The organism is Serratia sp. DFXYC6, from assembly GCF_057196085.1.
In genome coordinates, this window is sequence record NZ_JBXUNV010000001.1 from 532296 (window position 1) to 557399 (window position 25104).

At 57.2% G+C, this 25104-nt stretch carries 23 protein-coding genes and 2 tRNA genes; 16 read left to right on the plus strand and 9 right to left on the minus strand.

The features are described from left to right. Nucleotides 1-17: 17 nt before the first annotated feature. The gene (nrdA, locus tag AC2CGQ_RS02710; RefSeq protein WP_004935912.1) at nucleotides 18-2306 is read right to left on the minus strand and encodes a class 1a ribonucleoside-diphosphate reductase subunit alpha; all 2289 of its coding nucleotides are present in this window, start codon (nucleotides 2304-2306) and stop codon (nucleotides 18-20) included. Between the two features lie 438 nt (nucleotides 2307-2744). Beyond that, a complete protein-coding gene (gene ubiG, locus AC2CGQ_RS02715; protein ID WP_004935909.1) occupies nucleotides 2745-3470 on the minus strand; it encodes a bifunctional 2-polyprenyl-6-hydroxyphenol methylase/3-demethylubiquinol 3-O-methyltransferase UbiG in 726 nt (241 codons plus the stop codon). Nucleotides 3471-3682: 212 nt separating this feature from the next. On the opposite strand from ubiG, the gene gyrA reads away from it, so the two are divergent. Together gyrA and rcsC are read left to right on the plus strand one after the other, a co-directional pair. After that, nucleotides 3683-6325: a DNA topoisomerase (ATP-hydrolyzing) subunit A gene (gyrA, locus tag AC2CGQ_RS02720; RefSeq protein WP_015378557.1), complete on the plus strand. Its 2643-nt coding sequence runs from the start codon at nucleotides 3683-3685 to the stop codon at nucleotides 6323-6325. Nucleotides 6326-6491: 166 nt separating this feature from the next. Beyond that, entirely contained in the window at nucleotides 6492-9353 is a 2862-nt protein-coding gene (rcsC, locus tag AC2CGQ_RS02725) for a two-component system sensor histidine kinase RcsC (protein ID WP_033632526.1), read from the plus strand. A gap of 61 nt (nucleotides 9354-9414) precedes the next feature. Here the strand turns inward: rcsC and rcsB are convergent, their stop codons facing one another. From rcsB to AC2CGQ_RS02745, 4 genes are read right to left on the minus strand one after another with little or no spacing between them, the layout of a single operon-like run. Next, nucleotides 9415-10065: a response regulator transcription factor RcsB gene (rcsB, locus tag AC2CGQ_RS02730; protein ID WP_004935900.1), complete on the minus strand. Its 651-nt coding sequence runs from the start codon at nucleotides 10063-10065 to the stop codon at nucleotides 9415-9417. Next, entirely contained in the window at nucleotides 10058-12760 is a 2703-nt protein-coding gene (gene rcsD, locus AC2CGQ_RS02735) for a phosphotransferase RcsD (RefSeq protein WP_342140094.1), read from the minus strand. Before rcsD ends, rcsB begins: the two co-directional genes overlap by 8 nt. 20 nt (nucleotides 12761-12780) lie before the next feature. Next, a complete protein-coding gene (locus tag AC2CGQ_RS02740) occupies nucleotides 12781-13935 on the minus strand; it encodes an MFS transporter (protein WP_031300733.1) in 1155 nt (384 codons plus the stop codon). A gap of 54 nt (nucleotides 13936-13989) precedes the next feature. Beyond that, a complete protein-coding gene (locus tag AC2CGQ_RS02745; protein ID WP_015378553.1) occupies nucleotides 13990-14397 on the minus strand; it encodes a DUF4186 domain-containing protein in 408 nt (135 codons plus the stop codon). Nucleotides 14398-15092: 695 nt separating this feature from the next. Here AC2CGQ_RS02745 and ompC point away from each other — a divergent pair. Both ompC and AC2CGQ_RS02755 read left to right on the plus strand, forming a co-directional pair. Beyond that, complete coding sequence (gene ompC, locus AC2CGQ_RS02750; protein ID WP_031300730.1) at nucleotides 15093-16223, plus strand: porin OmpC; 1131 nt, start codon at nucleotides 15093-15095, stop codon at nucleotides 16221-16223. 151 nt (nucleotides 16224-16374) lie between these two features. Then, nucleotides 16375-16791, plus strand: a complete 417-nt coding sequence (locus AC2CGQ_RS02755) for a VOC family protein (RefSeq protein ID WP_082996570.1) — start codon at nucleotides 16375-16377, stop codon at nucleotides 16789-16791. Here AC2CGQ_RS02755 and AC2CGQ_RS02760 read toward each other — a convergent pair. After that, nucleotides 16785-17363, minus strand: coding sequence for a TetR/AcrR family transcriptional regulator (locus AC2CGQ_RS02760; RefSeq protein WP_033632529.1), 579 nt, complete (start codon nucleotides 17361-17363; stop codon nucleotides 16785-16787). The two genes, AC2CGQ_RS02755 and AC2CGQ_RS02760, sit on opposite strands and share 7 nt — an antisense overlap. Before the next feature lie 105 nt (nucleotides 17364-17468). On the opposite strand from AC2CGQ_RS02760, the gene AC2CGQ_RS02765 reads away from it, so the two are divergent. Continuing rightward, nucleotides 17469-17936: a nuclear transport factor 2 family protein gene (locus AC2CGQ_RS02765; RefSeq protein WP_033633619.1), complete on the plus strand. Its 468-nt coding sequence runs from the start codon at nucleotides 17469-17471 to the stop codon at nucleotides 17934-17936. Between the two features lie 6 nt (nucleotides 17937-17942). On the opposite strand, the gene AC2CGQ_RS02770 is transcribed toward AC2CGQ_RS02765, so the two are convergent. Next, nucleotides 17943-18845 carry a LysR family transcriptional regulator gene (locus AC2CGQ_RS02770; RefSeq protein WP_015378549.1) on the minus strand — a complete coding sequence of 301 codons (903 nt, stop codon included), beginning with the start codon at nucleotides 18843-18845 and terminating at the stop codon, nucleotides 17943-17945. A gap of 82 nt (nucleotides 18846-18927) precedes the next feature. Here AC2CGQ_RS02770 and blaSPR point away from each other — a divergent pair, with 82 nt between their 5' ends. The 4 genes from blaSPR to AC2CGQ_RS02790 all read left to right on the plus strand — a co-directional run bounded on the left by blaSPR (nucleotide 18928) and on the right by AC2CGQ_RS02790 (nucleotide 20586). After that, nucleotides 18928-19827, plus strand: a complete 900-nt coding sequence (gene blaSPR / locus AC2CGQ_RS02775; RefSeq protein WP_166445279.1) for an SPR family subclass B3 metallo-beta-lactamase — start codon at nucleotides 18928-18930, stop codon at nucleotides 19825-19827. Nucleotides 19828-19929: 102 nt separating this feature from the next. Beyond that, complete coding sequence (osmE, locus tag AC2CGQ_RS02780; RefSeq protein WP_004935874.1) at nucleotides 19930-20259, plus strand: osmotically-inducible lipoprotein OsmE; 330 nt, start codon at nucleotides 19930-19932, stop codon at nucleotides 20257-20259. 157 nt (nucleotides 20260-20416) lie between these two features. After that, nucleotides 20417-20504 (plus strand) — tRNA-Ser (locus AC2CGQ_RS02785). A 6-nt stretch (nucleotides 20505-20510) separates the two neighbouring features. Continuing rightward, nucleotides 20511-20586, plus strand: a tRNA-Thr gene (locus tag AC2CGQ_RS02790). Between the two features lie 75 nt (nucleotides 20587-20661). Here AC2CGQ_RS02790 and AC2CGQ_RS02795 read toward each other — a convergent pair. Further along, nucleotides 20662-21339 carry a LexA family protein gene (locus tag AC2CGQ_RS02795; protein ID WP_060559965.1) on the minus strand — a complete coding sequence of 226 codons (678 nt, stop codon included), beginning with the start codon at nucleotides 21337-21339 and terminating at the stop codon, nucleotides 20662-20664. 241 nt (nucleotides 21340-21580) lie between these two features. Here AC2CGQ_RS02795 and AC2CGQ_RS02800 point away from each other — a divergent pair, with 241 nt between their 5' ends. The 7 genes from AC2CGQ_RS02800 to AC2CGQ_RS02830 all read left to right on the plus strand — a co-directional run bounded on the left by AC2CGQ_RS02800 (nucleotide 21581) and on the right by AC2CGQ_RS02830 (nucleotide 25087). Then, entirely contained in the window at nucleotides 21581-21943 is a 363-nt protein-coding gene (locus tag AC2CGQ_RS02800; protein ID WP_033632532.1) for an antiterminator Q family protein, read from the plus strand. A gap of 572 nt (nucleotides 21944-22515) precedes the next feature. Next, nucleotides 22516-22827 (plus strand): phage holin family protein, encoded by a 312-nt coding sequence (locus tag AC2CGQ_RS02805; RefSeq protein ID WP_028127738.1) that lies wholly within the window; start codon nucleotides 22516-22518, stop codon nucleotides 22825-22827. After that, complete coding sequence (locus AC2CGQ_RS02810) at nucleotides 22824-23264, plus strand: lysozyme (protein WP_004935847.1); 441 nt, start codon at nucleotides 22824-22826, stop codon at nucleotides 23262-23264. Before AC2CGQ_RS02805 ends, AC2CGQ_RS02810 begins: the two co-directional genes overlap by 4 nt. A gap of 56 nt (nucleotides 23265-23320) precedes the next feature. Further along, on the plus strand, nucleotides 23321-23710 hold the full coding sequence (locus tag AC2CGQ_RS02815) for a hypothetical protein (protein ID WP_033632533.1): 390 nt from the start codon (nucleotides 23321-23323) through the stop codon (nucleotides 23708-23710). Further along, nucleotides 23707-24099 carry an HK97-gp10 family putative phage morphogenesis protein gene (locus tag AC2CGQ_RS02820; RefSeq protein WP_033632534.1) on the plus strand — a complete coding sequence of 131 codons (393 nt, stop codon included), beginning with the start codon at nucleotides 23707-23709 and terminating at the stop codon, nucleotides 24097-24099. The genes AC2CGQ_RS02815 and AC2CGQ_RS02820 overlap by 4 nt, the downstream gene beginning before the upstream one ends. Nucleotides 24100-24140: 41 nt before the next feature. Beyond that, nucleotides 24141-24596 carry a major tail shaft subunit gene (locus AC2CGQ_RS02825; RefSeq protein ID WP_016926946.1) on the plus strand — a complete coding sequence of 152 codons (456 nt, stop codon included), beginning with the start codon at nucleotides 24141-24143 and terminating at the stop codon, nucleotides 24594-24596. 125 nt (nucleotides 24597-24721) lie between these two features. Continuing rightward, nucleotides 24722-25087, plus strand: a complete 366-nt coding sequence (locus AC2CGQ_RS02830; protein ID WP_004935834.1) for a hypothetical protein — start codon at nucleotides 24722-24724, stop codon at nucleotides 25085-25087. Nucleotides 25088-25104 lie beyond the last annotated feature (17 nt).

A 25104-nucleotide genomic window follows, 5' to 3' on the forward strand; every position in this document is an offset into this window, starting at 1 on the left:
GCCCGCTAGGTCAAACTTTAGATCTTGCAGGCGCCGCTTTCGCAGTCATCATCGCCGGCCTTGGCAGGCTGCAAATCTTCCTGGGCGTCTTCCGCGCCGTCGCGGGTGTTTTGGTAGTACAGCGTTTTCACGCCGAACTTGTAGGTGGTGAGCAGGTCTTTCAACAGCTGCTTCATCGGCACCTTGCCGCCCGGGAAGCGGGTCGGATCGTAGTTGGTGTTGGCCGAAATCGACTGGTCGATGAATTTCTGCATCAGCCCCACCAGCTGCAGATAGCCGTCGTTGCTCGGCATTTCCCACAGCAGCTCGTAGTTGTCTTTCAGACGCTCATACTCCGGCACCACCTGGCGCAGGATGCCGTCTTTCGACGCCTTGATGCTGATGTGGCCGCGCGGCGGCTCGATGCCGTTGGTGGCGTTGGAAATCTGCGAAGAGGTTTCCGACGGCATCAGGGCGGACAGCGTCGAGTTGCGCAGACCGGTTTCCTGGATCTCTTTACGCAGGGTTTCCCAGTCGTAGTGCAGCGGTTCGTTGCAGATCGCATCCAGGTCTTTCTTGTAGGTGTCGATCGGCAGGATACCCTGCGAATAGGTGGTTTCTTTGAACCACGGGCAAGCGCCTTGTTCCTGAGCCAGGCGGTTGGAGGCTTTCAGCAGGTAGTACTGAATGGCTTCGAACGTTTTGTGGGTCAGGTTGTTGGCGCTGCCATCGGAGTAGCGCACGCCGTTCTTCGCCAGGTAATAGGCGAAGTTGATCACGCCAATGCCCAGGGTGCGACGCCCCATCGCGCCACGGTGCGCGGCCTTGATCGGATAATCCTGATAATCCAGCAGGGCGTCGAGTGAACGCACCGCCAGGGTCGCCAGCTCTTCCAGATCGTCCAGGCTGTCGATCGCGCCCAGGTTGAAGGCGGACAGGGTGCACAGCGCAATTTCGCCGTTCTCGTCGTTGACGTCTTCCAGCGGCTTGGTCGGCAGGGCGATTTCCAGGCACAGGTTGGACTGACGCACCGGCGCGATCTGCGGATCGAACGGGCTATGGGTGTTGCAGTGGTCGACGTTCTGAATGTAGATGCGGCCGGTAGAGGCGCGCTCTTGCATCATCAGCGAGAACAGCTCAACCGCTTTCACGCGCTTCTGGCGAATGCTGTCGTCTTTTTCGTACTGGGTGTACAGACGCTCGAATTCGTCCTGATCGGCGAAGAATGCGTCATACAGCCCCGGCACGTCGGACGGGCTGAACAGGGTGATGTCTTCGCCCTTGATCAGACGCTGGTACATCAGGCGGTTCAGCTGCACGCCGTAGTCCATGTGACGCACGCGGTTGCCTTCAACGCCACGGTTGTTTTTCAGCACCAGCAGGCTTTCCACTTCCAGGTGCCACATTGGGTAGAACAGCGTTGCCGCGCCACCGCGCACGCCGCCCTGCGAGCAGGATTTGACGGCGGTCTGGAAGTGTTTGTAGAACGGAATGCAGCCGGTATGGAAAGCTTCCCCGCCACGGATCGGGCTGCCCAGCGCGCGGATGCGGCCGGCGTTGATGCCGATACCGGCGCGTTGCGAAACGTATTTCACAATGGCGCTGGAGGTGGCGTTGATGGAGTCCAGGCTGTCGCCGCACTCGATCAGCACGCAGGAGCTGAATTGACGGGTTGGGGTGCGCACGCCGGACATGATCGGCGTTGGCAGCGAAATCTTGAAGGTGGAAATCGCGTCGTAGAAACGTTTGACGTAGTCCAGACGAGTTTCACGCGGGTAGTTGGAGAACAGGCAAGCGGACACCAGCATGTACAGGAACTGGGCGCTTTCGTAGATCTCGCCGCTGACGCGGTTCTGCACCAGATACTTGCCTTCCAGCTGCTTGACGGCGGCATAAGAGAAGTTCATGTCGCGCCAGTGATCGATAAAGGAGTCCATCTGCTCGAACTCTTCAGCGCTGTAGTCTTCCAGCAGATGTTTATCGTATTTGCCCATCTCGACCATGCGCGTCACGTGAGCGTGCAGCTTCGGCGGCTCGAACTGGCCGTAAGCCTTTTTGCGCAGGTGGAAGATCGCCAGGCGAGCGGCCAGGTACTGATAGTCCGGCGCATCGCGGGAGATCAGATCGGCAGCGGCTTTGATGATGGTTTCGTGAATGTCGGCGGTTTTGATGCCGTCATAAAACTGAATGTGGGAACGCAACTCTACTTGAGAAACCGAGACGTTGTGCAATCCTTCTGCGGCCCAATCGATGACCCGGTGGATTTTGTCGAGGTTGATGCGCTCTTTACGGCCATCGCGTTTAGTTACAAGCAGACTTTGGTTCATGTGGTGTTTTACCTGTCCGTATGGTGCCCCTAAGCAGAAGTGTAGTCGCTCTGCTCAGTATGTAAACACTATATATAGGGGTTGTATGTCGGTGAGGTAACAAGATAGTGAGAAAAAACGGCGTTTGCAAGTGAACAAAACCGGCCTAATTTGTGGATAACTTGGGGGTGAAATGTAACTTGCCGTTCGCAGTGCGCGCCGTGACTGGCGCGACAAGCTTGTCAATAAGCGAGATCAGATTTTCCTTAAAAACTGAAAAAACCGATCGTTTGGCGCTTTATTAAACGTTAGAAAAAAACGGCATATTGATCTGATTTAATATTCTAAAAAACTGTCTACAACCACGATTTTGATCGAAGTCGCGGAAATTAGGTATTTTTCCTAACAGCGCGTTGGCGCCGAACCCCGATAACGCAGGGCCGGCGCGGTTTACAGCGCTCAACCTTCGTGCTGGGTGTGCACCATGTAGTTCACGTCAACGTTGCGCCCAAGCTTGAAATGATCGGTGATCGGGTTGTAATGCAGGCCGATCATGTGCTTTTCGCGCAGCGGCGTGCCGTCGACCCAGCCGATCAATTCGGAAGGGCGAATGAACTTCTTATGATCGTGGGTGCCCTGCGGCACCATCTTCAGCACGTACTCCGCGCCGATCACCGCCATCAGCCAGGCTTTGGTGTTGCGGTTGATGGTGGAGAAGAACACGTGGCCGCCCGGTTTCACCAGTTGGGCGCAGGCGCGCACCACCGAGGCCGGATCGGGCACGTGCTCCAGCATCTCCATGCAGGTGACCACGTCGTAGCGCTGCGGGTTGGCCTGAGCGTGGCTTTCCACCGTCTCCTGCACATAGGTGACGTCCATGCCGCTTTCCAGCGCGTGCAGCCGGGCGACCTGCAGCGGCTCCGCGCCCATGTCCAGCCCGGTTACCTTGGCGCCTTCGCGCGCCATGCTCTCCGCCAGAATGCCGCCGCCGCAGCCCACGTCGAGCACCTGCTTGTCAAAAATGCCGCCGGCGCGCTGCATGATGTAGTTCAAGCGCAGCGGGTTGATGCGGTGCAGCGGTTTGAACTCGCCTTCCAGATCCCACCAGCGGGAGGCGACGGCCTCGAACTTGGCGATTTCCTGGTGGTCAACGTTTTGCACTCGGCTGGATGATTCTGCGTTCATGGGCTTGTCTGGCTCCTTGTTCTCGTTGCGCGGATTATACATGTTCCGGCGCGGCATCGTCTGTGCCGATGCGTTTTTAGCGCACTTATCTGCACAATTTCCGTGAAACAGCGGCGGTTATTTTCCCGTAAAGCGTGCTTTGTGATATAGTTTTACACCTTTGCCACTATGGCAGCGGGCAGATGAATCATTAGTAGAGGGATAGCAGCTCCATGAGCGACCTTGCCAGAGAAATCACACCGGTAAACATCGAAGACGAGTTGAAAAACTCGTATCTGGACTATGCGATGTCCGTTATTGTCGGACGTGCGCTGCCAGATGTTCGTGATGGACTGAAGCCGGTTCACCGCCGCGTTCTGTACGCGATGAGCGTATTGGGTAACGACTGGAATAAACCATACAAGAAATCGGCCCGTGTCGTCGGGGACGTGATCGGTAAATATCACCCGCACGGTGACAGCGCGGTTTACGACACTATCGTGCGTATGGCTCAGCCGTTTTCACTGCGCTACATGCTGGTGGACGGCCAGGGTAACTTCGGTTCCGTCGACGGCGACTCCGCGGCGGCGATGCGTTATACCGAAGTGCGCATGTCCAAGATTGCTCACGAACTGTTGGCGGATCTGGAAAAAGAAACCGTCGACTTCGTGCCTAACTATGATGGCACCGAGCAGATCCCGGCCGTCATGCCGACCAAGATCCCGAACCTGCTGGTCAACGGCTCGTCGGGCATCGCCGTGGGCATGGCCACCAATATTCCGCCGCACAACCTGGCGGAAGTCGTCAACGGCTGCCTGGCCTATATCGACGATGAAAACATCAGCATCGAAGGGCTGATGGAACACATCCCGGGGCCGGACTTCCCGACGGCGGCGATCATCAACGGCCGCCGTGGCATTGAAGAGGCCTACCGCACCGGGCGCGGCAAAGTCTACCTGCGCGCGCGCGCGGAAGTGGAAGCCGACGCCAAGACCGGGCGCGAAACCATCATCGTTCACGAAATCCCGTATCAGGTGAACAAGGCGCGTCTGATCGAGAAGATCGCCGAGCTGGTAAAAGAAAAACGCGTGGAAGGCATCAGCGCGCTGCGCGACGAGTCCGATAAAGACGGCATGCGCATCGTGATCGAAGTCAAACGCGACGCGGTCGGCGAAGTGGTGCTGAACAACCTGTATGCGCTGACGCAACTGCAGGTCACCTTCGGCATCAACATGGTTGCGCTGCATCAGGGCCAGCCTAAGTTGCTGAACCTGAAAGACATCCTCGAAGCCTTCGTGCGTCACCGCCGCGAAGTGGTTACCCGCCGCACCATCTTCGAACTGCGCAAGGCCCGCGACCGCGCCCATATCCTGGAAGCGCTGGCCATCGCGCTGGCCAACATCGATCCGATCATCGAGCTGATTCGCCGTGCGCCGACCCCGGCCGAAGCGAAAGTTGCGCTGGTGGCGCAACCGTGGGATCTGGGCAACGTCAGCGCCATGCTGGAGCGCGCCGGTGACGACGCCGCCCGCCCTGAGTGGCTGGAGCCGGAGTTCGGCATCCGCGACGGAAAATACTACCTGACCGAGCAGCAGGCTCAGGCGATTCTGGATCTGCGCCTGCAGAAACTGACCGGCCTGGAGCACGAGAAGCTGCTGGACGAATATAAAGAACTGCTCAACTTTATCGCCGAGCTGATCTTTATTCTGGAAAGCCCAGAGCGCCTGATGGAAGTGATCCGCGAAGAGCTGGTGGCGGTCAAAGAGCTGTACAACGACGGCCGCCGCACCGAGATCACCGCCAATACTTCCGACATCAACATCGAAGACCTGATCAACCAGGAAGACGTGGTGGTGACCCTGTCTCATCAGGGCTACGTGAAGTATCAGCCGCTGTCCGACTATGAAGCTCAACGCCGCGGCGGCAAAGGCAAATCTGCGGCGCGTATTAAAGAAGAAGACTTTATCGATCGCCTGCTGGTGGCCAACACCCACGATACGATCCTGTGCTTCTCCAGCCGTGGCCGCCTGTACTGGATGAAGGTGTACCAACTGCCTGAAGCCAGCCGTGGCGCGCGCGGTCGCCCAATCGTCAACCTGCTGCCGCTGGAGGCCGATGAGCGTATCACCGCCATTCTGCCGGTGCGCGAGTATGAAGAAGGGCGCCACGTGTTCATGGCCACCGCCAGCGGTACCGTGAAGAAAACTGCGCTGACCGAGTTCAGCCGCCCACGCAGCGCCGGCATCATCGCCGTCAACCTCAACGAGGGCGACGAGCTGATCGGCGTCGATCTGACCGACGGCAGCAACGAAGTGATGCTGTTCTCCGCCAACGGTAAAGTCGTGCGCTTCCCGGAAACGCAGGTGCGTTCGATGGGCCGTACCGCGACCGGCGTGCGCGGCATCAACCTCGGCGAAGGCGACAGCGTGATCTCACTGATCGTGCCGCGCGGCGAGGGCGACATCCTGACCGTGACGCAAAACGGCTTCGGTAAACGCACCGCGGTGACCGAGTATCCGACCAAGTCACGCGCCACCCAGGGGGTTATCTCCATCAAGGTGAGCGAGCGTAACGGCCAGGTGGTCGGCGCGGTGCAGGTGGAAACCAGCGATCAGATCATGATGATCACCGATGCCGGCACGCTGGTGCGTACCCGCGTTTCGGAAGTCAGCGTGGTCGGTCGTAACACCCAGGGCGTGACGCTGATCCGCACGGCGGAAGACGAAAACGTCGTCGGTCTGCAGCGCGTGGCCGAACCGGTGGAAGACGAAGAGCTGGACAGCCTGGAACCGGGCGCGGAAGCGGTGGAAGAAGACAGCACGCCGCTGGACGATGGCGACGACGCGGCTGAGCCGATGGACGACGACAACGTTTAAGCAAGGTGAGGGCGTCGGCATGCCGACACCGTAATGCACTGAGACAAAAGGGCCTGGCAGCGATGCTAGGCCCTTTTTCAGTTATATGGTTTAATTGGCGCACCGAGCCGCCGGCCGCCGCGCCGGCGACAACGCGCGCCGTCACTGACTTTCGTATGGTATCCGATTGAAATACTTAGCCTCTTTTCGAACTACGCTGAAAATATCCCGCTATTTGTTCCGGGTGCTGGCGATTTTGCTGTGGTCGTTGGGGGCGCTGCTCACCACCTTTTATATTCTGAATATCCTGCATCAGAAAGAATCGGACATCCGCCAGGAGTACAACCTCAGCTTCGATCAGGCGCAGGGCTACATCCGCCATTCCGCCGACATCATCCGCGACATCAAGTATATGGCGGAGAATCGCCTCAACGGTTCGGTCAGCAGTCTGGACATGTTCAGCGGCGTGTTTCCCGGCAAAGGCAGCCCGCCGCAATTCTTTCCGCTGTACCCGGAGTCCAACTGCGCGCTGAGCACCACCTACCGCAGTTCGCTCGATTCGCTGAGCGGCCTGATCCAGTATTGGAAAGAGAACTTCGTGGCGGCCTACGATCTTAACCGGGTGTTCTTCATCGGCGGCGACAGCCTGTGTATGGCGGAGTTCGGCGGCGGCAACGCGAGCGCCAATCGGGAAAACGTGCTGAAGTCGCTGCATGAGCGCATTCTGAAATACCGCAACGCCAAGAATCAGGACAAAGACAACAACCTGTATTGGATCAGCCCCAGCGCGCAGCGGCCCGACATCGGTTATCTGTATGTGCTGACGCCTCTCTATATCGGTAATAAGCTGGAGGCGCTGCTGGGCATCGAGCAAACCGTCCGGCTGGAAGATTTCGTTACCGCCGGCAGCCTGCCGATCGGCGTCACGCTGCTGGATGAGAATAACGAGCCGGTGCTGCGCCTGGCGGACGGCGATCGCTATGCCGCCTCACTTAACCACTATCCCGCAGATCATGCCTACTTCGGCTATGTCGACAATTACCGCGACCTGATCCTGAAGAAAGCGTTGCCGCCTTCGTCATTGAGCATCGTTTATGCGCTGCCGGTGAAGAGCGTGGTGGAACGCTTCAAGATGCTGATCCTCAACGCGCTGTTGCTGAACCTGTTATCGGCTATCGTGCTGTTCACGCTGGCCTGGCTGTTTGAGCGCAAGATGTTCTTGCCGGCGGAGGAGAACGCCTTCCGTCTGGAAGAACACGAGCAGTTCAACCGCAAGATTGTCGCCTCGGCGCCGGTGGGCATCTGCATCCTGCGTATCAGCGACGGCACCAATATCCTGAGTAACGAACTGGCGCATAACTACATCAACCTGTTGACCCACGAAGATCGCGATCGCATTACGCGCATCATTTGCGAACAGCAGGCGAATTTCGTCGATGTGATGACCAGCAACAATAACAACCTGCAGATCAGCTTTGTCCACTCGCGCTACCGTAACGAAGAGGTGGCGATCTGCGTACTGGTGGACGTCAGCGCGCGCGTGAAGATGGAAGAGTCGCTGCAGGAGATGGCGGCGGCGGCGGAGCAGGCCAGCCAGTCCAAATCGATGTTCCTGGCCACCGTCAGCCATGAGTTGCGCACGCCGCTGTACGGCATTATCGGCAACCTCGATTTGCTGCAGACCAAGGCGCTGCCGCAAGGGGTCGATCGGCTGGTCAACGCGATGAATAACTCTTCCGGCCTGCTGCTGAAAATCATCAGCGATATTCTCGATTTCTCCAAAATCGAGTCCGAGCAGTTGAAGATCGAACCGCGCGAGTTCTCCTGCCTGGAGGTGATCACCCATATCGCCGGCAACTATTTGCCGCTGGTGGTGAAGAAACGTCTGGGGCTGTACTGCTTTATCGAACAGAACGTGCCGGAGCGCATTTTCGGCGATCCGGTTCGGCTGCAGCAGGTGCTCTCCAACCTGGTGAACAACGCCATCAAGTTCACCGATACCGGCTGTATCGTGCTGCAGGTCTGCACCCGCGGCAGTTACCTGGAGTTCAGCGTGCGCGATACCGGCGTCGGCATCCCGGAGAAGGAAATCTCGCGCCTGTTCGATCCGTTCTTCCAGGTGGGGACCGGCGTGCAGCGCCACTTCCAGGGAACCGGTTTGGGGCTGGCGATCTGCGAGAAGTTGGTCAACCTGATGGACGGCGACGTCTCCGTCGAGTCCGAGCCGGGGCTGGGCAGCTTGTTCAGCATTCGCATTCCATTGTTTAACGCCCAGTTCCCGATCCCGCAGGCCAGCGATACCTGGCAGGGCCGGCGGCTGTGGCTGGATATCCGCAATCAGCGCCTGGAAAGTTACCTGATGGCGATTCTGGGCGGCTACGGCGCCGATATCCAGCGCTATGACGGGCAGGATACCGCCGCCGGCGAGGTGATGCTCAGCGATTACCCGCTGATGCTGAACACGCCGCTGCTGGCTCAGATCCAATTCTCCACCGAACATATCGGTCCATCGCAGGAAACCCGGCCGGGCTATTGGATGCACAGCACCTCTACGCCGCGTGAAACGCTGACCTTAATCAACCGGTTGTTCGGCGTCGGCCACGGCGCGGCAGAGGCGCTGGTGCAGCTGCCGGTGCCCGCCAAGGCCAGTGCGGCGGACAACGGCGATATTTATCTGCTGGTGGTTGACGATCATCCGATCAACCGTCGCCTGCTTTCCGATCAGCTGGGGTCGCTGGGGTATCAGGTGGTGACCGCCAACGACGGTGTCGACGCGCTCGGCGTGCTGAAACAGCACCATGTCGATATTGTGCTGACTGACGTCAATATGCCGAACATGGACGGCTATCGCCTGACGCAGGCGCTGCGGCAGATGCAGTTCAGCGCGCCGGTGATCGGCGTGACGGCGAACGCGTTGGCGGAAGAGAAACAGCGCTGCCTCGAGGCGGGCATGGATAATTGCCTGTCGAAACCGGTTACGCTGGAGACGCTGGAGCAGACATTGGCTTATTACAGCCAGCAGGTACGCTACAACCGCAGCGAGGCCTGAAAAGCAAACAGGCACGGCGGATGCCGTGCCTGTTTGGCGTTAACCTGCCGTGAGGCGGGCTTTAGTCTTTGTCCAACGGCGTCATGCTGACGGACGAGAGGTAGTTGAGCAGGGCAATGTCGTTCTCGACGCCCAGCTTCATCATCGCCGATTTCTTCTGGCTGCTGATGGTTTTGATGCTGCGGTTGAGTTTCTTGGCGATTTCGGTCACCAGGAAACCTTCGGCGAACAGACGCAGCACTTCGCTCTCTTTCGGCGACAGGCGTTTGTCGCCATAGCCGCTGGCGCTGATCTTCTCCAGCAGTTTGGAGACGCTTTCCGGCGTGAACTTCTTGCCTTTTTGCAGGGCGGCCAGCGCCTTCGGCAGATCGGTCGGCGCGCCTTGTTTCAGCACGATGCCTTCGATATCCAGATCCAATACCGCGCTCAGGATCGCCGGGTTGTTGTTCATGGTCAGCACGATGATCGACAACTGCGGATAGTGGCGCTTGATGTATTTAATCAGCGTGATGCCGTCGCCATATTTGTCACCCGGCATCGACAGATCGGTGATCAGCACGTTAGCGTCCAGCTTGGACAGATTGTTGATCAGTGCGGTTGAGTCTTCGAACTCCCCAACGACATTCACCCATTCAATTTGCTCAAGTGACTTCCGGATGCCAAACAGTACGATAGGATGGTCATCAGCAATAATTACGTTCAGGTTATTCATGTTGTTGGCTACCTTGCTTCAGCAGTCTGCTGACGAAAAAATCAATCTGACTGATGTTATTCTCGATCTCGGGCGCATCACCTTCTGCGATGCGCTGTTCTAACGATTCGCACAGCTGCTTGCCGGGAAGCAGATTTAACATGGCAAACACGCCTTTCAGGCGGTGTGCGGTTTGTGACAGCGCATTGAAATCACTGCTGCCCGCCTCAGTATACAGTTTTTTGACATCGTCGGGTACTGTATCGACAAACAGCCCATAGTAATCACTTGATTTCAATTGTTTTTCATAGAGTTGGATATCTTCTGAGCTCAATGAAAGCGGGCTTTCTTCCTGTTCCAGCGCGGCCATTTGCTGTTCGATCAGCATCAGCACGGCGTCGATTAATGCGCCGTTCAGATTATAGTTCACCCGAATGTAGCGTTTATCCAGCGCTTGCCAGCCCGGCTCATCGGTCGCCAGCAACAGGGTGTAATCATCGGCACGCTGCGGGTTATCGGTCAGCAGCACGTCATAATCGCGGTTGACCGCGCGATCTTCGGCGACGAGGCAGTCGGCGCCGTAGGCCTGCAGCAGACGGGTCACGATGCCGCGCACTTCATCCGACGTGACGTCCAGCAAGGCGGTGACGCCGTCGAGCAGCTTTTCCTGCTCCTGCGGCTCTTTTTTCTCCATCTCCATGGCGACGCGAATGGTGTAGCGAGTGCCGATATCCACCTTGCTGCGAATGTCCAACTGGCCGTTAAGCTTTTTGCACAGCTGATTGCACAGGAAGAAAGTGAGGCCGGAACCGTGGTTGAAGCGATCCACCAGCGTCTGGCTGAGGAACGGATAGTTAAGGTTGCTGATCTCTTCGTTGGAGATGCCGGAGCCGGTGTCGTTGATTTGGAAAATCAGGCGGTCAGGGTGCTCGGGCTCATGGTCGATAACCAGAGAAACCTTGCCGCAGGCGGTGGTGATAATGGCGTAATGCACCAGCAGCGAGATCACCTTGCGCAGCGCGTTGGCATCGCCGATATAGTTCTGCTCGACGTCCAGCTGGAAATGCTTGAACAGCGCCAGCCCCTTTTGATTGAGGGCGGGCAGGGCTTCCAGCAGCAACTCGTCGATCATCGCCGCCGGGTTGAACGGCTCGCGCGTGGGTTGCCAGTCCTGGGTTTCCAGCCGCGTCAGCAGAGTGATGTTATCGATCAATCCCAGCACCGACGACGACGCCGCCGTCAGTTGGCCCAGCAGAGCCTGCTGTTGTTCCTCATCCGGCTGGTTGCGCAGGCTGTCGACCAGATCGTGCATCTGGCGCACCGGCTGATTCAGTTCGATGCCCAGGTTGTGCAACATCAGTTTGCGCGCCTGCACGTTCTTGTCGTATTCGCGCCGCGCCTGCTGCAGCCGCTTGTTCACCATCACCTCTTTATCCTGATCGTGCATCAGGAACAGGTAGGTGTCCGGCGACAGCTGGCTGCGGAAAATGCGGATTTCATACACCTCGTTGTTGACCGTCGCCTGGATCACACCGTGATGCTGTTCGGCCATATGGGCGATCTTTTGCAGGCTGAGGTGCGGCAGCAGGTGCTCGGCGATTTTGTTGCTGGCGATCACCGTATTGTTGGCGAAGCTGTAGACCAGCAGGCCGGAGGGCAGGCTGGAGACGATCTCCTGATTCAGCGCGCGCTCGGCCTCCAGCTCTACCGCCATGTTTTCGCTCGGGCGAATGTACTGGCGGCGGATAAAGTAGATGCTCAGCATCGACAGCGCCAGCAGCAGCAAGTTGACTGCGATCAGCCAAATGTTGTTGCGCAGCAGATCGATGGCCAGATTGATGGCCGAAACGCGATACATCACCTTCAGCGGCGCATTGGGCAGAGCGGCGCTGAATTCCACCCAGCCGCCGCTCATCGTCGCATGGGTACCGAGGACGGTTTCCGCCGGGATGGCGCTATCGTCGAGATCGACATCGTCCGGCAGCAGCAGGAAATTGGCGCGGGCCAGATTGGCCGGAATGATGTCGTTGATTGGCAAATCGAAGGCGATCACCGTCGCCAGATGCCCCGGCTGATTGAAAGTGGTGCGAATCGAGAACGAATAGGCGTTCTGGAAGCGCTGCTTGCGCAGGTCGGAAAAGCTCTCGCGTTCGTCGAGCATATTGGCCTGTTGCAGCATCTCGGCGCGGCGTTCGTCCGCCGAGGTGGTCAGGTAGCTTTCCCGAAAGCGCGAAGCCAGCTCTTTGAGCGGCTGGGTGGTGATCAGGCTGAGGCTATTGTCCTGACCATTGAGGTAATACATGGCGTAGTTCTCGGTCTTGGCGCCCCAGCGGGTGTCCAGGTAGTCCGAGATGTTGGCGATCATCGCCAGCGTGTTTTCGTCATGGCTGCCGAAGATCACCGCGTCGGTTTTCTTGTGCGGTTTCTCGACATAATAGACATCGGGCCGCAGGCGGGTTTCCTGCAAACCGGGATCGACATTCTGCGCCGGCGCATTGCCGAATTTGTCATAGACCTGATAGGTCATATAGCGGTAGGCATCGATACGCTTTTGCAGCGAACCGGCGATGCTGTTCAGCGTGTACTTCTTTTCCGCCAGCCAGGCGTTGGTGTAGTTGTAGCCATACAGGCCGATGCCGATCGTCAGCAGCACGATAAACAGCAGGAAGCAGCGGGTAATGTTGCTGGAGCTTATGGTCAATTGTTTATTTTGCATAGTGGCTGCGCATTCCTGAATCAGCGAGTGACGGCCCTGGCGCTGGCGGCCACCGCCAACAGCAGAGCGGCTACGCAAGCGAAGGCCACCGTCAGGCTGGAAAACTGAGCGATGAAGCCGATCAGCGCCGGGCCGGCCAGAATACCGGCATAGCCGACGGTGGTGACGGAAGCGATCGCCAAGTTGGCCGGCATGTCGCGCTGGTTGCCTGCGGCGCTGAACAGGATCGGCACGACGTTCGAGGCGCCCAGGCCGACCAGCATGAAACCGACCAGCGAAACGGTAGCGTGATTGAAGGCGATGGCCAGGCTCAGGCCGAGAGCGGCACACAGGCTGCCCAGCAGCAGCACCCGGTAGCGGCCCAGCGAGTTAACCACCCGATCGCCATTGAGCCGGCCGAGCGTCATGGTGATGGAAAACAGCGCATAGCCCAGACCGGCCTGGCTGTGTTCGACGCCGCGCAATGTGGTGAGAAACAGCGCGCTCCAGTCGAGCATCGATCCTTCCGCCAAAAACATGATAAAGCACAAAATGCCGATGAACATCACCCAGCCGCGCGGCAAGACGAACATCGGCCCGCCGTCATCGGCGCCGCTCTCACGCAGCAGATGGCGGCTGGCCAGCGTCAGCAGCGCGATCACCGCCAGCACGGTGAGCAGGGTGGATTGCAGCGGCGTCAGCCCCAGCCACAGCAGCGCGCTGACGCCGCCGGCGCCGGCAATGCCGCCGATGCTGAAGAAACCGTGAAAACCGGACATCATCGCCTTGCCGCTGGCGCGTTCGACGATCACCGCCTGCACGTTCATCGCTACGTCGATCATGCCGATCGCCGCGCCGAACAGCAGCAGCGCCGCGGCCATGCCGCCGAGGGAGTCCATCAGCGCCAACAGCGGCAGATCGATGCACAACCCGAGCCCGGCCATCAGGATCACCGCACGGCAACCCAGTTTGCCGGTCAGGAAACCGGTCAGCGGCATCGCCAACATGGAGCCGGCGCCGATACAGAGCAGCAACAGGCCGAGCGAGCCGTCATCGATACCGATGCGCGCTTTGGCGAAGGGGACCAGCGGCGCCCAGGCGGCCATGCCGAGACCGGCGACGAAAAAGGCCAGACGGGTGGCGATCTGTTGAGGAACGCCGGGCGTTTGCTGTTCATTGCACAAGGTGGCTGTCATGTAAGCGTCAGGATCTTGGGTCAAAAGAATGGTGAAAGTTACTGACAGTTTTTATCACAATCCGCGATCCGGGTCGAAAATATTCGTGCCTGACACATCCCTGGCACCGCCTCTGCGCACCAGCCACAGCGCGATAGCCTGGACAATATAGTCCTTTTGCTGTTCGTCCAGTGCGACGCCCTGCGGTATGCCGTGCCACTTTTCCAGACAGCCGCGGCAGCAGGTGGCAGTGGCGTGCTGGGCGACGAACACCGGGTGGCCACGCATCGGGGTTTGCTTGCCGTCGTTTTTAGGGTGGGCGGCGGCCAGGCGGCGGTCGATAAAATCGCGGGCATGGCTGAGGATCAGCGGCAATCCCTTACCCTCGAGATAAGTCTGGTCCTTGGCATTTAAACGGAAGCGAGCGCGGAAGGGGGAACTCTGCAGCCGCCGCCACAGCACGTCGGGTTGAAAGGGCATCATGAATTTTACTCGCTGAAGGTGCGCTTTTTTCAGATTACCAGAACTGAATCTCTGCGGCTAATTGTGCCTGCGGCGGGAAATAATCGATGAGATAAAGCACGAAATGAAAAGCAAGTTCAATTTGTAGGCTAAAATAAGGAAAAAGATTAGCAATTAGTGCGAAAGTAAATTAATGAAACTATATCATTGGGTTATTTATTTGCGTGCTATTTGTACGGGCTGAAATTGTGAGGAGAGTAGGGAGGAAAATAAAAAACCGGCCAGAAGCCGGTTAAAGGAATGCAGAAATTATCTTCGGATAATGAAGGTAATAATGAAAATAATGATGATAGCGAGGTGATTATAGCGGCTGCGCGTGGTTCGCGTTTTGGCACAATGTGCTTATTGTCTCGCTCAATTGTATGGTTGGCTTTTTTTTCTTAAAGATATGTATAACTACATGATTTTTTATCAGTTAGTCTATTTTTTATCTTTAAGTGCTTTATTTTGTTTGTCTGTAATGTTTTGTGAAAGTTCGCGCGTATTTACATTTTGAAACCTTTATTAATTACAATGAAACACTATCGGATACTTGGTATCATTTTCTTTCTGGATTAATATAACCCTTGTTACCAGAATGGTAATGCACAGTCGTGCTAATAATGCTCGAAAAGGGCAGTGGCCGTAGCTCGACATAATTAACGAGGATAATAACGATGAAACTTCGAGTACTCTCTCTGATGGTACCCGCACTGCTGGTTGCAGGCACAGCAGGCGCGGCGGAAATCTACAACAAAGACGGTAATAAACTGGATTTGTACGGTAAAGTAAACGGGCTTCACTATTTCTCCAGCAACAACGGCGTGGACGGCGATCAGTCTTATATGCGTTTTGGCCTGCGCGGCGAAACGCAAATCAGCGATCAGCTGACCGGTTACGGCCAGTGGGAATATCAGGCGAACCTGAACCACGCTGAAAGCCAGGACAACAAGAACTTCACCCGTTACGGCTTCGCCGGTCTGAAATTCGGCGACTACGGCTCCTTCGACTACGGCCGTAACACCGGCGTGCTGTACGACGTCGCGGCGTATACCGACTTGCAGCCCGAGTTCGACGGTATGACCTACGGCGCCGACCAGTTCATGTTCCAGCGTTCCAGCGGCCTGGCGACCTACCGTAACAACGACTTCTTCGGTCTGGTTGACGGCCTGAACTTCGCCCTGCAGTACCAAGGTAAAAACGGCAACGGCGAAGAGACCAACAACGGTCGTGACGTTCTGGGCCAAAACGGCGAAGGCTACGGCATGTCCATGAGCTATGACATGGGCTACGGCATCAGCGCCGCGGGCGCCTTCTTTAACTCTCGCCGCACCAGCGAGCAGAACGGCGGTAACGGTCACCAGAACATCATGGGCCGCGGCGACAAGGCGGAAGGTTACTCCGGCGGTCTGAAATATGACGCCAACGATGTCTATCTGGCGGTGATGTTCACCCAGTCCTACAACGCGGCGCGTTTCGGCAGCTCCGACAGCAGCGTTTACGGCTACGCCAACAAGGCGCAGAGCTTCGAAGCCTATGCGCACTACCAGTTCGACTTCGGTCTGCGTCCGTTCGTGGGCTATAACCAGACCAAAGGTAAAGACCTGGGCCGCGCCGGCAACGGCAAGGACTACGGCGATCAAGACCTGGTCAAATTCGTCGACCTGGGTGCGACCTACTTCTTCAACAAAAACATGTCTACCTATGTTGATTACAAAATCAACCTGGTGGACAACAACGATTTCACCGACGCTGCCGGCATCAACACCGACAACGTGGTTGCCGTGGGCCTGGTTTACCAGTTCTAAGCACCAGCGTGTGAATGACACAGCGCGGCCTTCGGGCCGCGTTTTTTTTTGCCTATAAAGCACGGATTGATCCGTTGTCGGCTCGGGAAGCGCTTTGGCTCGCCTCCGTTCGACCTACGCTGTCAGAATGGAAAACAGAGCGGAGGCTATTATGGAACTCAAAATCGACAGGGTGATAGAAACGGTGCTGTACGTCAGCGATATTGAACGCGCGGACGCGTTTTACCGGGAGGTGCTGAAGCTGCCGACGATGGCCGCCAACGAACGGTTTCGCGCCTACAACGTCGGCGATCGAAGCGTACTGTTGTTGTTTATCGAAGGTGATTCGCTGCGTGGGGCGCACTACCCGACCGGGTTTATTCCTGCGCACGATGGCGTGGGGCCGGCGCATATCGGGCTGGCGGTGGCGAAAGAGCAGTTGCCGCACTGGGAACGGCATCTGGTGGTCAACGGCGTGGAGATTGAGGGGCGGATGCGCTGGGAACACGGCGGGGAGAGCATTTATTTTCGCGATCCCGACGCCCATCTGTTGGAACTGGTGACGCCGGGCATTTGGGCCAATTACTGATCGAACCCGCCTTGCGCCAACATGTTCAATGCGGCATTCAGCACCTGCAGCGCGGCCTGCGGTTGCCGCTCTATCTGCACTCTGACGATGGCGCCGTCGATCAGCATCGCCAGCATTGCCGCCCGCTGTTCCCGCTGTGGGCCGGCGGGCAGGTGACGCGCCAGTTCATCCGCCATTTGCCGTTTATGCCAGCCGGCGATTTGCAGGCTTTCCGGCAGCAGATCGGCGATTTCCACCGCCGTATTGATAAACGCGCAGCCGCGAAAGCGCGGATCGTCGAACCATTCCGCCAGGCAGGGCGCCAGCGCCGGCAGCAACCCGCCGGTTTGTGCCACATGGCGATCCAGCGCTGTGCTGAACCAGGTGAGCCACTGCTGGTGGCGATAGGCTAAAAACGCCGTAATCAAATCGTTCTTGCTGGGAAAGTGGCGGTAAAACGTCACTTTAGTGACACCTGATTCTTTGATGATGCGATCGATGCCGGTGGCGCGGATCCCTTCCTGATAAAACAGATCGTGAGCCGTCAACAGGATGCGCTGGCGGGCGGGTAAGGTATTGCGATCGGCGGTCATCATTTTCTCCCAGGCTATTTTCGAGTGATTGTAGACAACTCTGTCTACATGCGCTAGCGTAATAATGTAGACAGAGTTGTCTACATTATTACGCAGGAGATGATCATGAGCATTAAACCCCCATTGCCGCCTTTCACCCGTGAATCGGCCAGCGAAAAAGTGCGGTTGGCGGAGGATGCCTGGAACAGCCGCGATCCTGAGCGGGTGTCGCAGGTCTATTCTCTCGATACCCATTGGCGTAATCGCGCAGAGTTTGTCGACGGCCGCGCGGCGGTGGTCGCATTTTTGCAACGCAAGTGGGCGAAAGAGCTGGAGTATCGGCTGATTAAGGAACTGTGGGCGTTTGACGGCGCGCGCATCGCGGTGCGTTTCGCCTATGAGTGGCGCGACGATTCCGGCAACTGGTATCGCAGCTTCGGCAATGAAAACTGGGAGTTCAATCAGGAAGGGTTGATGATTAACCGCCATGCCTGCATCAACGACATGCCGATTCGCGAACAGGATCGGCGTTTTCATTGGCCGCTCGGTCGGCGCCCGGACGATGTCCCGGCGCTGAGCGATTTCGGTTTCTGATCCTACTTAGCGGTAGTAGTGTCGCAGCTCGGCGTGGATGGCGGAAATCAGCCGCTTTCGCCACTCCGGCTCGCCTTTTCGGTATTGAGAAAAAAGGTGACCGATAGCCAGGTTATCGCTAATCGGCAGCGCGCTTAACCCGTGCTTGTCGGGCTGGGCGGTAAACCATGGTTGAGGCACTACCGCCAGCAACGGCGCGCGGCGCAGCACCGGTGGAAGTTGTGCGTAGTCGGCGCAGTTCAGGGCAATGCGGCGGTGCAACCCCTGGCGCTCAAGCTGCCGATCCAGCTCGTTTTCCGTTTGTGGCCACGGATGGCAATAATAATGCGCGTAATCCGCCAGTTCGCTGAAGGCCAGCGCGCGTTTATCTTGCAGGACTGGGTATAGCGGCGGGCCATACAGCGCAATCAGGCGAGTGCGCCCAAGCGCTTCATAATGCAGTGCGCTGGTGCGTTGTTGATGATCGCCCACCGCCAGCACCAGATCGACGCTCCCCTCAAGCAGCTCTTCGCGCCAGGCGCGTCGTTCAAAGTTTTGGCAGTGAATATCGGCATGGCAAGCGGCGCCCTTTTCCGCCAGCAAAGGCAACAGAATAGGGTGCAGAGCGGGGGGCGCCACCAGCGTGAAGCGACGCGGCGCCTGCGGTTGTTGGCCGAACATTTCACTGTCCAGCGAGGAGAACAGCGGCGCCAACTTGTCTTTCAACGACAGTGCAAACAGGGTGGGAACCTGGCGATGTCCTTCTCGGCGAAACAGCGGGTCATCCAACACTTCCCGCAGGCGAGCCAGCGCATGACTGACGGCGGAGGTGCTGATGCCCAGCCGCTCGGCGGTTTTACGGCTGGAACCCGTTACCATCAGCAGATACAGCACTTTCAGCAGATTCATGTCCATTTGTAGAATATTCATCAATTGTCCTTTTTTTAATTGAATACTGTTCAATATCAGGCCGAGTATACTCCTGCCCGGTTGACACAGACAGAAGAGAAAAATGAAAAAAAGCATGCATTATCTGATGGCGATGGCCTTTTCCTTGAGCTTCTCCACGCAGGCGAAGTTAGACCCGGCGCAGCCGTTGTCTAGCGCTCCGCCATACTCGCTGTTTGAAGAGTGGGCGCAGCCGATAACGCCGTTCCAGATCTTTGAGCAGGTGTATTACGTCGGCACGAGCAACCTGTCGTCGGTATTGTTGAGCACGCCGCAGGGATTGATTTTGATCGATGCGGGGTTGGAGAGCAGTGCACCGGGCATCAAAGCGAATATCGAACGGCTGGGGTTCAGCATTAAGGATCTGAAATATATCCTGAACAGCCATGCAAGGCTCGATCAGGCCGGCGGCATTGCGCAGCTGAAACGCTGGAGCGGCGCGAGGCTGGTGGCCAGCGCGGCCAATGCGCGGCAGTTGGCGTTAGGTGGGCGGCAGGATTTCGCGTTGGGGGATATGCTCACTTTCCCGGCCGTGCAAACGGATATTGTGGTTGCCGATGGCGACAGCATCACCCTTGGCGGCCTGACGCTGACCGCGATGATGACGCCGGGGCATCTGCCGGGCGCGACGTCGTGGTTGACCACGCTACGGCATAACGGCAAGCCGTATCGCTTTATCTATGCTGACAGCCTGGCTACACCGGATTACTACCTGATCGGCAACAAAAACTATCCGCAGCTGATTGAGGACATTCGCGGCAGTTTCGCCCGTTTGGCACGGGTGCAGGCGGATATATTTATCGCCAATAAAGGGACGCGTTTCGCTTTAGCCGACAAATGGCGGCGTTTGCAGGCCGGCGATACGCAGGCATTTATCGATCCCGCAGGGCTGCAGCGTTACGTGCAGGAGTCACAGCAGGGGTTTGAAGAGCAGCTGAAACGACAGGAAAACGTCAAACGCTGATCGACAAGCATAAACCGCACCGATCGACAAACGGGAATTTGTAGAAAAGCCTTCTCGCTTCTAGACTTAGGGAACAACAAATGCACTCCAAGAGGACAAGCTATGACGAAGAAGTTGGTTTTGGCCGTCGGCACTGCCGCGGTATTTTCCATTCTTGCCGGCTGCACCGCCTATGACCGCGCAACCAGCTATGTCAATGAGCCGGTGGTCAGCGATGTCAAAGTAGGGATGACCAAGCAGCAGGTGCGGGCGATTGCCGGTCCGCCGTCGACGTCCGCCACGCTGATTCATGCGCAAGGCACCTGCGACACCTATGCGGTCGCGCCGCGCGATGGCAAGGTGCAAACGTACTTTGTCAGCTACAACGACACGGGCCATGTCATGAACAAGGGATATCAAACCTGTTCCGACTACGATTCGCAGCCGAAGTAATCGCGTTTCAGCCGAACATAAAAGCCTCGCTTTTGCGGGGCTTTTCATTTTTTAAGCGTTTAAGGCCTGAAGTTTAGGCAACTGCACCGCCCATGCCATTTTTTTGCATCAAAATGATAGACATTTCATAACGGTATCGCTAATATCAGCGCCCATTGGAAGGATGGCCGAGTGGTTTAAGGCAACGGTCTTGAAAACCGTCGAGTGTAACAGCTCCCAGAGTTCGAATCTCTGTCCTTCCGCCAAATTCAGCCGGCTTAGCTCAGTAGGTAGAGCAACTGACTTGTAATCAGTAGGTCACCAGTTCGATTCCGGTAGCCGGCACCATGAGTGCCAAAAAACCGCCAGCCGCAAGGTTGGCGGTTTTTTGCTTTATGCGGTTCTCAACGCGGCACGCATGGGCTAGGGCAGCCAGGCGCCAAGCACCACCCCGATAATCGCGTACTCATCGGCATTCTGCGCCGGGCAACCCGGCATGCTTCCCTTAAGCCATCGATGCCCGGCTTCCTCGACATACCTTCTAAAGATGAGCTCCGCGCTGTCACATCGTTTCGCTATCACCTTATCGCCGGACATAAGCTCGGTTATGCCGGCAGTAACGGGTTCGACAAGTATCAAGGCGCCCTTTGGGTAATTGGCGCCGGCAGAGCCGTTCATCGTGTCATCCCGCACCGGCAACCAGTAGGCCTGAGCGCTGCATTGCACCATTGCCGGGTAGTGGACGGTCGTTCCTTTGCGAAGCTGTTCATGAGATAACGGCAATGTCCATGCCAGCAGCGGCAGCGTTTTACCCAAGGTCTGTGATGTCTTCTGCCTGACGGGGCGTAGCCCGATTTGCTCCAGGCCATCCAGCCAGCCGATTTGCACGGCGAAGTACTGTTCAATCCTTCGCGCCATATCGCCACTGATGCCCTTTTTGCCTTTCTTGCCCGGCGGGTAGAGCAGGCGAGAGACATAGTCCGCGGCAATACCGAGCGCCTCCGCAAGGCGCTTTTGCCCCCCGACGCCGAGGTTATCGATCAGGATGATCAGGCGCTCTCGCCGCATCTCCTGGAGGTGCATTTTTTGCTCGTTTTTCATGGGGTCATCGTACCTAAATTTACCTGTAGGTAAATGGATTTTCGCTATTGAAAAAAAGATACCTCTGGGTATACTTGGTACTGGTTATTTATACAGTATTTGGTGTAATACCCTCGGCGAGCACGCCGGGCGGAGCGGTTGTTGCGTGTTGGCGCACGCCGAGCAGAAGAGCGGCTCGACCGACGTCGGTCAACGACATGGAGCCCTGGCGATGTGGCAAACGCCCAAAGGAGGTGGAAGCATGAGAGATATGAATGAAGTGTTGGAGCGGTGGGGCGTATGGGCCAGGGATAACAGCGGCATCGATTATTCCCCCATTGCTGCCGGGTTCAGAGGGCTGTTGTCCTATAAATCGAAAGGTGAACGTTCCTGCTGCGATGATGATGGCCTGGTGATCGACGGTTGCGTGGGCAGATTGAAGAAATACAAACCCGAAGAGTTCGATCTCATCATTGCCCACCATGTTTATGGCATATCTCTGCGTAAGATCGCCCTGAAAAGGAAATGTTCAGACGGTACGATACGCAAAGAGATGCAAACGGCGGAGGGATTCATCGGGGGATGCCTGGCGATGTTGGATATAAAGTTGAGTATGGATCGCTGAAACTGCTGTCGTTGAAGTTGATGAGGGTTTATTTCTCGTTTCACTGTGACATCAGGAATAACAATAGCGTATGCGCGTTGCAATAATTTAAAAAAAGACTCACGCGTACGCAAATAAGCGCGTAATCTGATAAAACTGAGTCGTTGCCGGCGCCGCCGCACGATAACTAAACCTCGCTCCGGCGGGGTTCTGTTTTTTTATAATAAAAGACTCACGCGTACGCAAATAAACGCGTAATCTGATAAAACTGAGTCGTTGCCGGCGCCGCCGCACAATAACTAAATCTCGCTCAGGCGGGTTTTTTCATTTTTAGCCTCCTTGTCAAAACGGTTAATCACTCACTGAATAATGACTGTCGTTGAATGACCACGACGGGAGGCTAATCCTTCTCCTTTATAAAGCGGCGCAATTCTTATTTATCTGCTCAGGTTGAACAGAATGGATAAGCCATTTTCGATAGCGTAAATGGCCGCTTTTTAAATGGAACAGGAATGACGAAGAGGGGCGCCGCATTTAGCCGCTCTTTTCCATGACTCCCGACGATCGGGCTATGCCCCGGTAAGGGGAGGGTGATGATTATGCCTTGGAAAAATGAACCAAACATCCTTTCAATGCTGCTTGCTTTCGGCATGACGCTGCTGGGGGCGATCGCCAGCTATTCCTTCAAGGTTTTGAACGGCGAAACTTTTAGCTGGAGGACGCTGTTTTTGCAGCTGTTCGTCTCTATTTTCGCTGGCTTGACCATGGTGATGATTGCGCTGCATTACGACTGGCCTTCGGAGGTGATGGGCGGCGTATGCGGCATGGCGGGGTGGTCGGGAGCATCGCTGATCAAGGCATTGGAACGCCGATTTCTCAATAAAGCGTCAGGAGGAAATCAATGAAGATAAGTGACGATGGCATGGCGCTGATTAAGCGTTTCGAAGGCCTGCGGTTGCAGGCTTATCAGGACTCGGTCGGCGTTTGGACCATCGGCTATGGGTGGACTCAACCGGTAGCGGGACGAAAAGTGGGGGCCGGCATGGCGATCGATGCCGCAACGGCCGAGCGTTTGCTGGTGTGCGGTGTCGCCCAATTCGAACAGGGCGTCGAACGGCTGGTGGCGGTGACGATCACGCAGGGGCAGTTCGATGCGCTGGTGAGCTTCGCCTATAACCTGGGCTTGCGTGCGCTGGAGAAATCGACGCTGCTGCGCCGGCTGAATGCCGGCGATCGGCAGGGGGCGGCCGACCAGTTCGGCCGATGGGTGAATGCGGGCGGTGTGCGGCTCGATGGGCTGGTTGCCCGGCGTGCGGCGGAACGCGCGCTGTTCCTTTCCTGATGCCTGAATGCGTCTGTAAAACGATTCCCCCTCAAAACGACGGAGACCTTGCCCAAATGATTGAAGATGAAATCCAACGCTCGCTGGCCGCGCTAACCCATCTGGCGGTTCATCCGCTGATCTTGCCGGATCCGCAGCAAGAAGGTGTGACCTATCAGAAGATCAGCGATCTGAAAGTGAACACCGGTCTGGTTGACAGTTCGCTGGTGCAGAGCCGTTTTCAGATCGTGCTGTACGTGATCGACGATTACTCCCGGCTGATCGCTCTGGATAAGGCGGTTTTGAACGCCTGGGAAGGGGTTCGACATGGTCATATCGGCCAATGGCCGGTACAGGCGGTTACGCGCAGCACCCTTTTGCAGAGCGCCACGCCCTTGGCGGATAACCGCGTTCAGTATCGGATGGCGCGCGATTACCTCATTACCCATTCCGAGGTGGCGGCGTGATCGCCATAAACGTTTCCGGCATGGCGGAATTGGCTCGCCGCTTGGAAGCGATTCGGCGCGAGGTCGCCAGTCACATTCTGCCGGAGGCAGGCCACGCCGCGCTGGCGCCGCTGCTCAGCACGATGCAGCAGTGTGCCGAGCGGGGGGCGTCAAACAGCGAGCCATCGCTGAGCGCCGGCATCGCGATACGTCCGGCCGTTACCGGATGGAACGCGGTGACGTTGCGTGTCGGCCCCAGTAAACAGCATTACCACAGAGCCCTGGCGCAGGAGTACGGCACGGCAACGCAAGCCGCCGCCCCGTTTATTCGCCCTGCGCTGGATCACCATAAGCACCAAGTGTTACGCATCCTGGCGGCTCACGTCCGCTATGGCATCGAAAACCGGTAGCGACCGCTACCATCCTTCATCAAAAAAGAGAGAGAAAAACTATGGCTGATAAAACCTCGCCAGAATACGCCATGCTGCCTGCCGGCACTATCGTCAAATGGGGCACCGTCGGGGCTGCACCGACGGCCATGAAGGCGCTGACCAACTGTAAAGCGGTGGGTGAAATGGGGCAAACCGGCGGTTTTGTCGATTGCACCACGCTGCTGGATACCGCCAAGCAGTTTATTTCCGACCTGCCGGAAGGCGCGGAGAAGTCCATCGGTTTCATCGACGATCCGTCCAACGCCGATTTCGCGGCGCTGCTGAATGCGGCGGACAAGCGCGAAACGGTGCAGTTCTACGTCGAGCTGCCGAACGGCCGCACCTCCACCTCCATCCTGTCGCTGTCCGGCTGGAAAATGAATGAGATCACCGCCCCGGCGAGCGAAGTCATTCAGATTACCGTCCAGGGCAAGCAAAACAGCAACACCTGGGGCTCGGTCACCCCGAAGGTGTGACGAGCCGACGATCGCGCTGGGTTAACGTCTGAGGGCGCTCGGCGCGATCGCTTCCGCCGCGGGCCATGCGGTCTGCGGCAACCCGCTGATGCGCAGAGTAAACTGAATTGAACAAGGAAAAACCGATGAGTGAGAAATACGATCTGAAAGCGCTGAAAGCGGCGCTGCTGAAATCCGACGATCACGTGATTGAAACGCAGATTTTTGGCGCCAAAGCCTTTATTCGCCGCCTGAAAGCGGCGGAGCTGCAGGAAAACGAAGACGGCATGAAGGCCGCCATCGACAGCGGTGACATGAGCAAAGCCGCTCAGCTCAACGTGCAGCTGCTGCTGTCATGCCTGATGACGCCGGACGGCAAACGTATCCCGGCCGGCGCCTTGCCGAGTGTAGACGATCTGCTGGCGGCGCACGACAACCCAACGCTGGTCGAAGCCATCGGTGCCGTCAAGCGCCATGCGGTCGGTAGCCTGGAGGAAGCGGAAAAAAACTGACTGACTCGCCCTGGCTG

What these genes read in the sequence shown, in the direction of transcription:
- nrdA (WP_004935912.1), bottom strand. Translation starts at nt 2,306, where the DNA reads ATGAACCAAAGTCTGCTTGTAACTAAACGCGATGGCCGTAAAGAGCGC.
- ubiG (WP_004935909.1), bottom strand. Translation starts at nt 3,470, where the DNA reads ATGAACGCAGAATCATCCAGCCGAGTGCAAAACGTTGACCACCAGGAA.
- gyrA (WP_015378557.1), top strand. Translation starts at nt 3,683, where the DNA reads ATGAGCGACCTTGCCAGAGAAATCACACCGGTAAACATCGAAGACGAG.
- rcsB (WP_004935900.1), bottom strand. Translation starts at nt 10,065, where the DNA reads ATGAATAACCTGAACGTAATTATTGCTGATGACCATCCTATCGTACTG.
- rcsD (WP_342140094.1), bottom strand. Translation starts at nt 12,760, where the DNA reads ATGCAAAATAAACAATTGACCATAAGCTCCAGCAACATTACCCGCTGC.
- AC2CGQ_RS02740 (WP_031300733.1), bottom strand. Translation starts at nt 13,935, where the DNA reads ATGACAGCCACCTTGTGCAATGAACAGCAAACGCCCGGCGTTCCTCAA.
- AC2CGQ_RS02745 (WP_015378553.1), bottom strand. Translation starts at nt 14,397, where the DNA reads ATGATGCCCTTTCAACCCGACGTGCTGTGGCGGCGGCTGCAGAGTTCC.
- ompC (WP_031300730.1), top strand. Translation starts at nt 15,093, where the DNA reads ATGAAACTTCGAGTACTCTCTCTGATGGTACCCGCACTGCTGGTTGCA.
- AC2CGQ_RS02755 (WP_082996570.1), top strand. Translation starts at nt 16,375, where the DNA reads ATGGAACTCAAAATCGACAGGGTGATAGAAACGGTGCTGTACGTCAGC.
- AC2CGQ_RS02760 (WP_033632529.1), bottom strand. Translation starts at nt 17,363, where the DNA reads ATGACCGCCGATCGCAATACCTTACCCGCCCGCCAGCGCATCCTGTTG.
- AC2CGQ_RS02765 (WP_033633619.1), top strand. Translation starts at nt 17,469, where the DNA reads ATGAGCATTAAACCCCCATTGCCGCCTTTCACCCGTGAATCGGCCAGC.
- AC2CGQ_RS02770 (WP_015378549.1), bottom strand. Translation starts at nt 18,845, where the DNA reads ATGAATATTCTACAAATGGACATGAATCTGCTGAAAGTGCTGTATCTG.
- blaSPR (WP_166445279.1), top strand. Translation starts at nt 18,928, where the DNA reads ATGAAAAAAAGCATGCATTATCTGATGGCGATGGCCTTTTCCTTGAGC.
- osmE (WP_004935874.1), top strand. Translation starts at nt 19,930, where the DNA reads ATGACGAAGAAGTTGGTTTTGGCCGTCGGCACTGCCGCGGTATTTTCC.
- AC2CGQ_RS02795 (WP_060559965.1), bottom strand. Translation starts at nt 21,339, where the DNA reads ATGAAAAACGAGCAAAAAATGCACCTCCAGGAGATGCGGCGAGAGCGC.
- AC2CGQ_RS02800 (WP_033632532.1), top strand. Translation starts at nt 21,581, where the DNA reads ATGAGAGATATGAATGAAGTGTTGGAGCGGTGGGGCGTATGGGCCAGG.
- AC2CGQ_RS02805 (WP_028127738.1), top strand. Translation starts at nt 22,516, where the DNA reads ATGATTATGCCTTGGAAAAATGAACCAAACATCCTTTCAATGCTGCTT.
- AC2CGQ_RS02810 (WP_004935847.1), top strand. Translation starts at nt 22,824, where the DNA reads ATGAAGATAAGTGACGATGGCATGGCGCTGATTAAGCGTTTCGAAGGC.
- AC2CGQ_RS02815 (WP_033632533.1), top strand. Translation starts at nt 23,321, where the DNA reads ATGATTGAAGATGAAATCCAACGCTCGCTGGCCGCGCTAACCCATCTG.
- AC2CGQ_RS02825 (WP_016926946.1), top strand. Translation starts at nt 24,141, where the DNA reads ATGGCTGATAAAACCTCGCCAGAATACGCCATGCTGCCTGCCGGCACT.
- AC2CGQ_RS02830 (WP_004935834.1), top strand. Translation starts at nt 24,722, where the DNA reads ATGAGTGAGAAATACGATCTGAAAGCGCTGAAAGCGGCGCTGCTGAAA.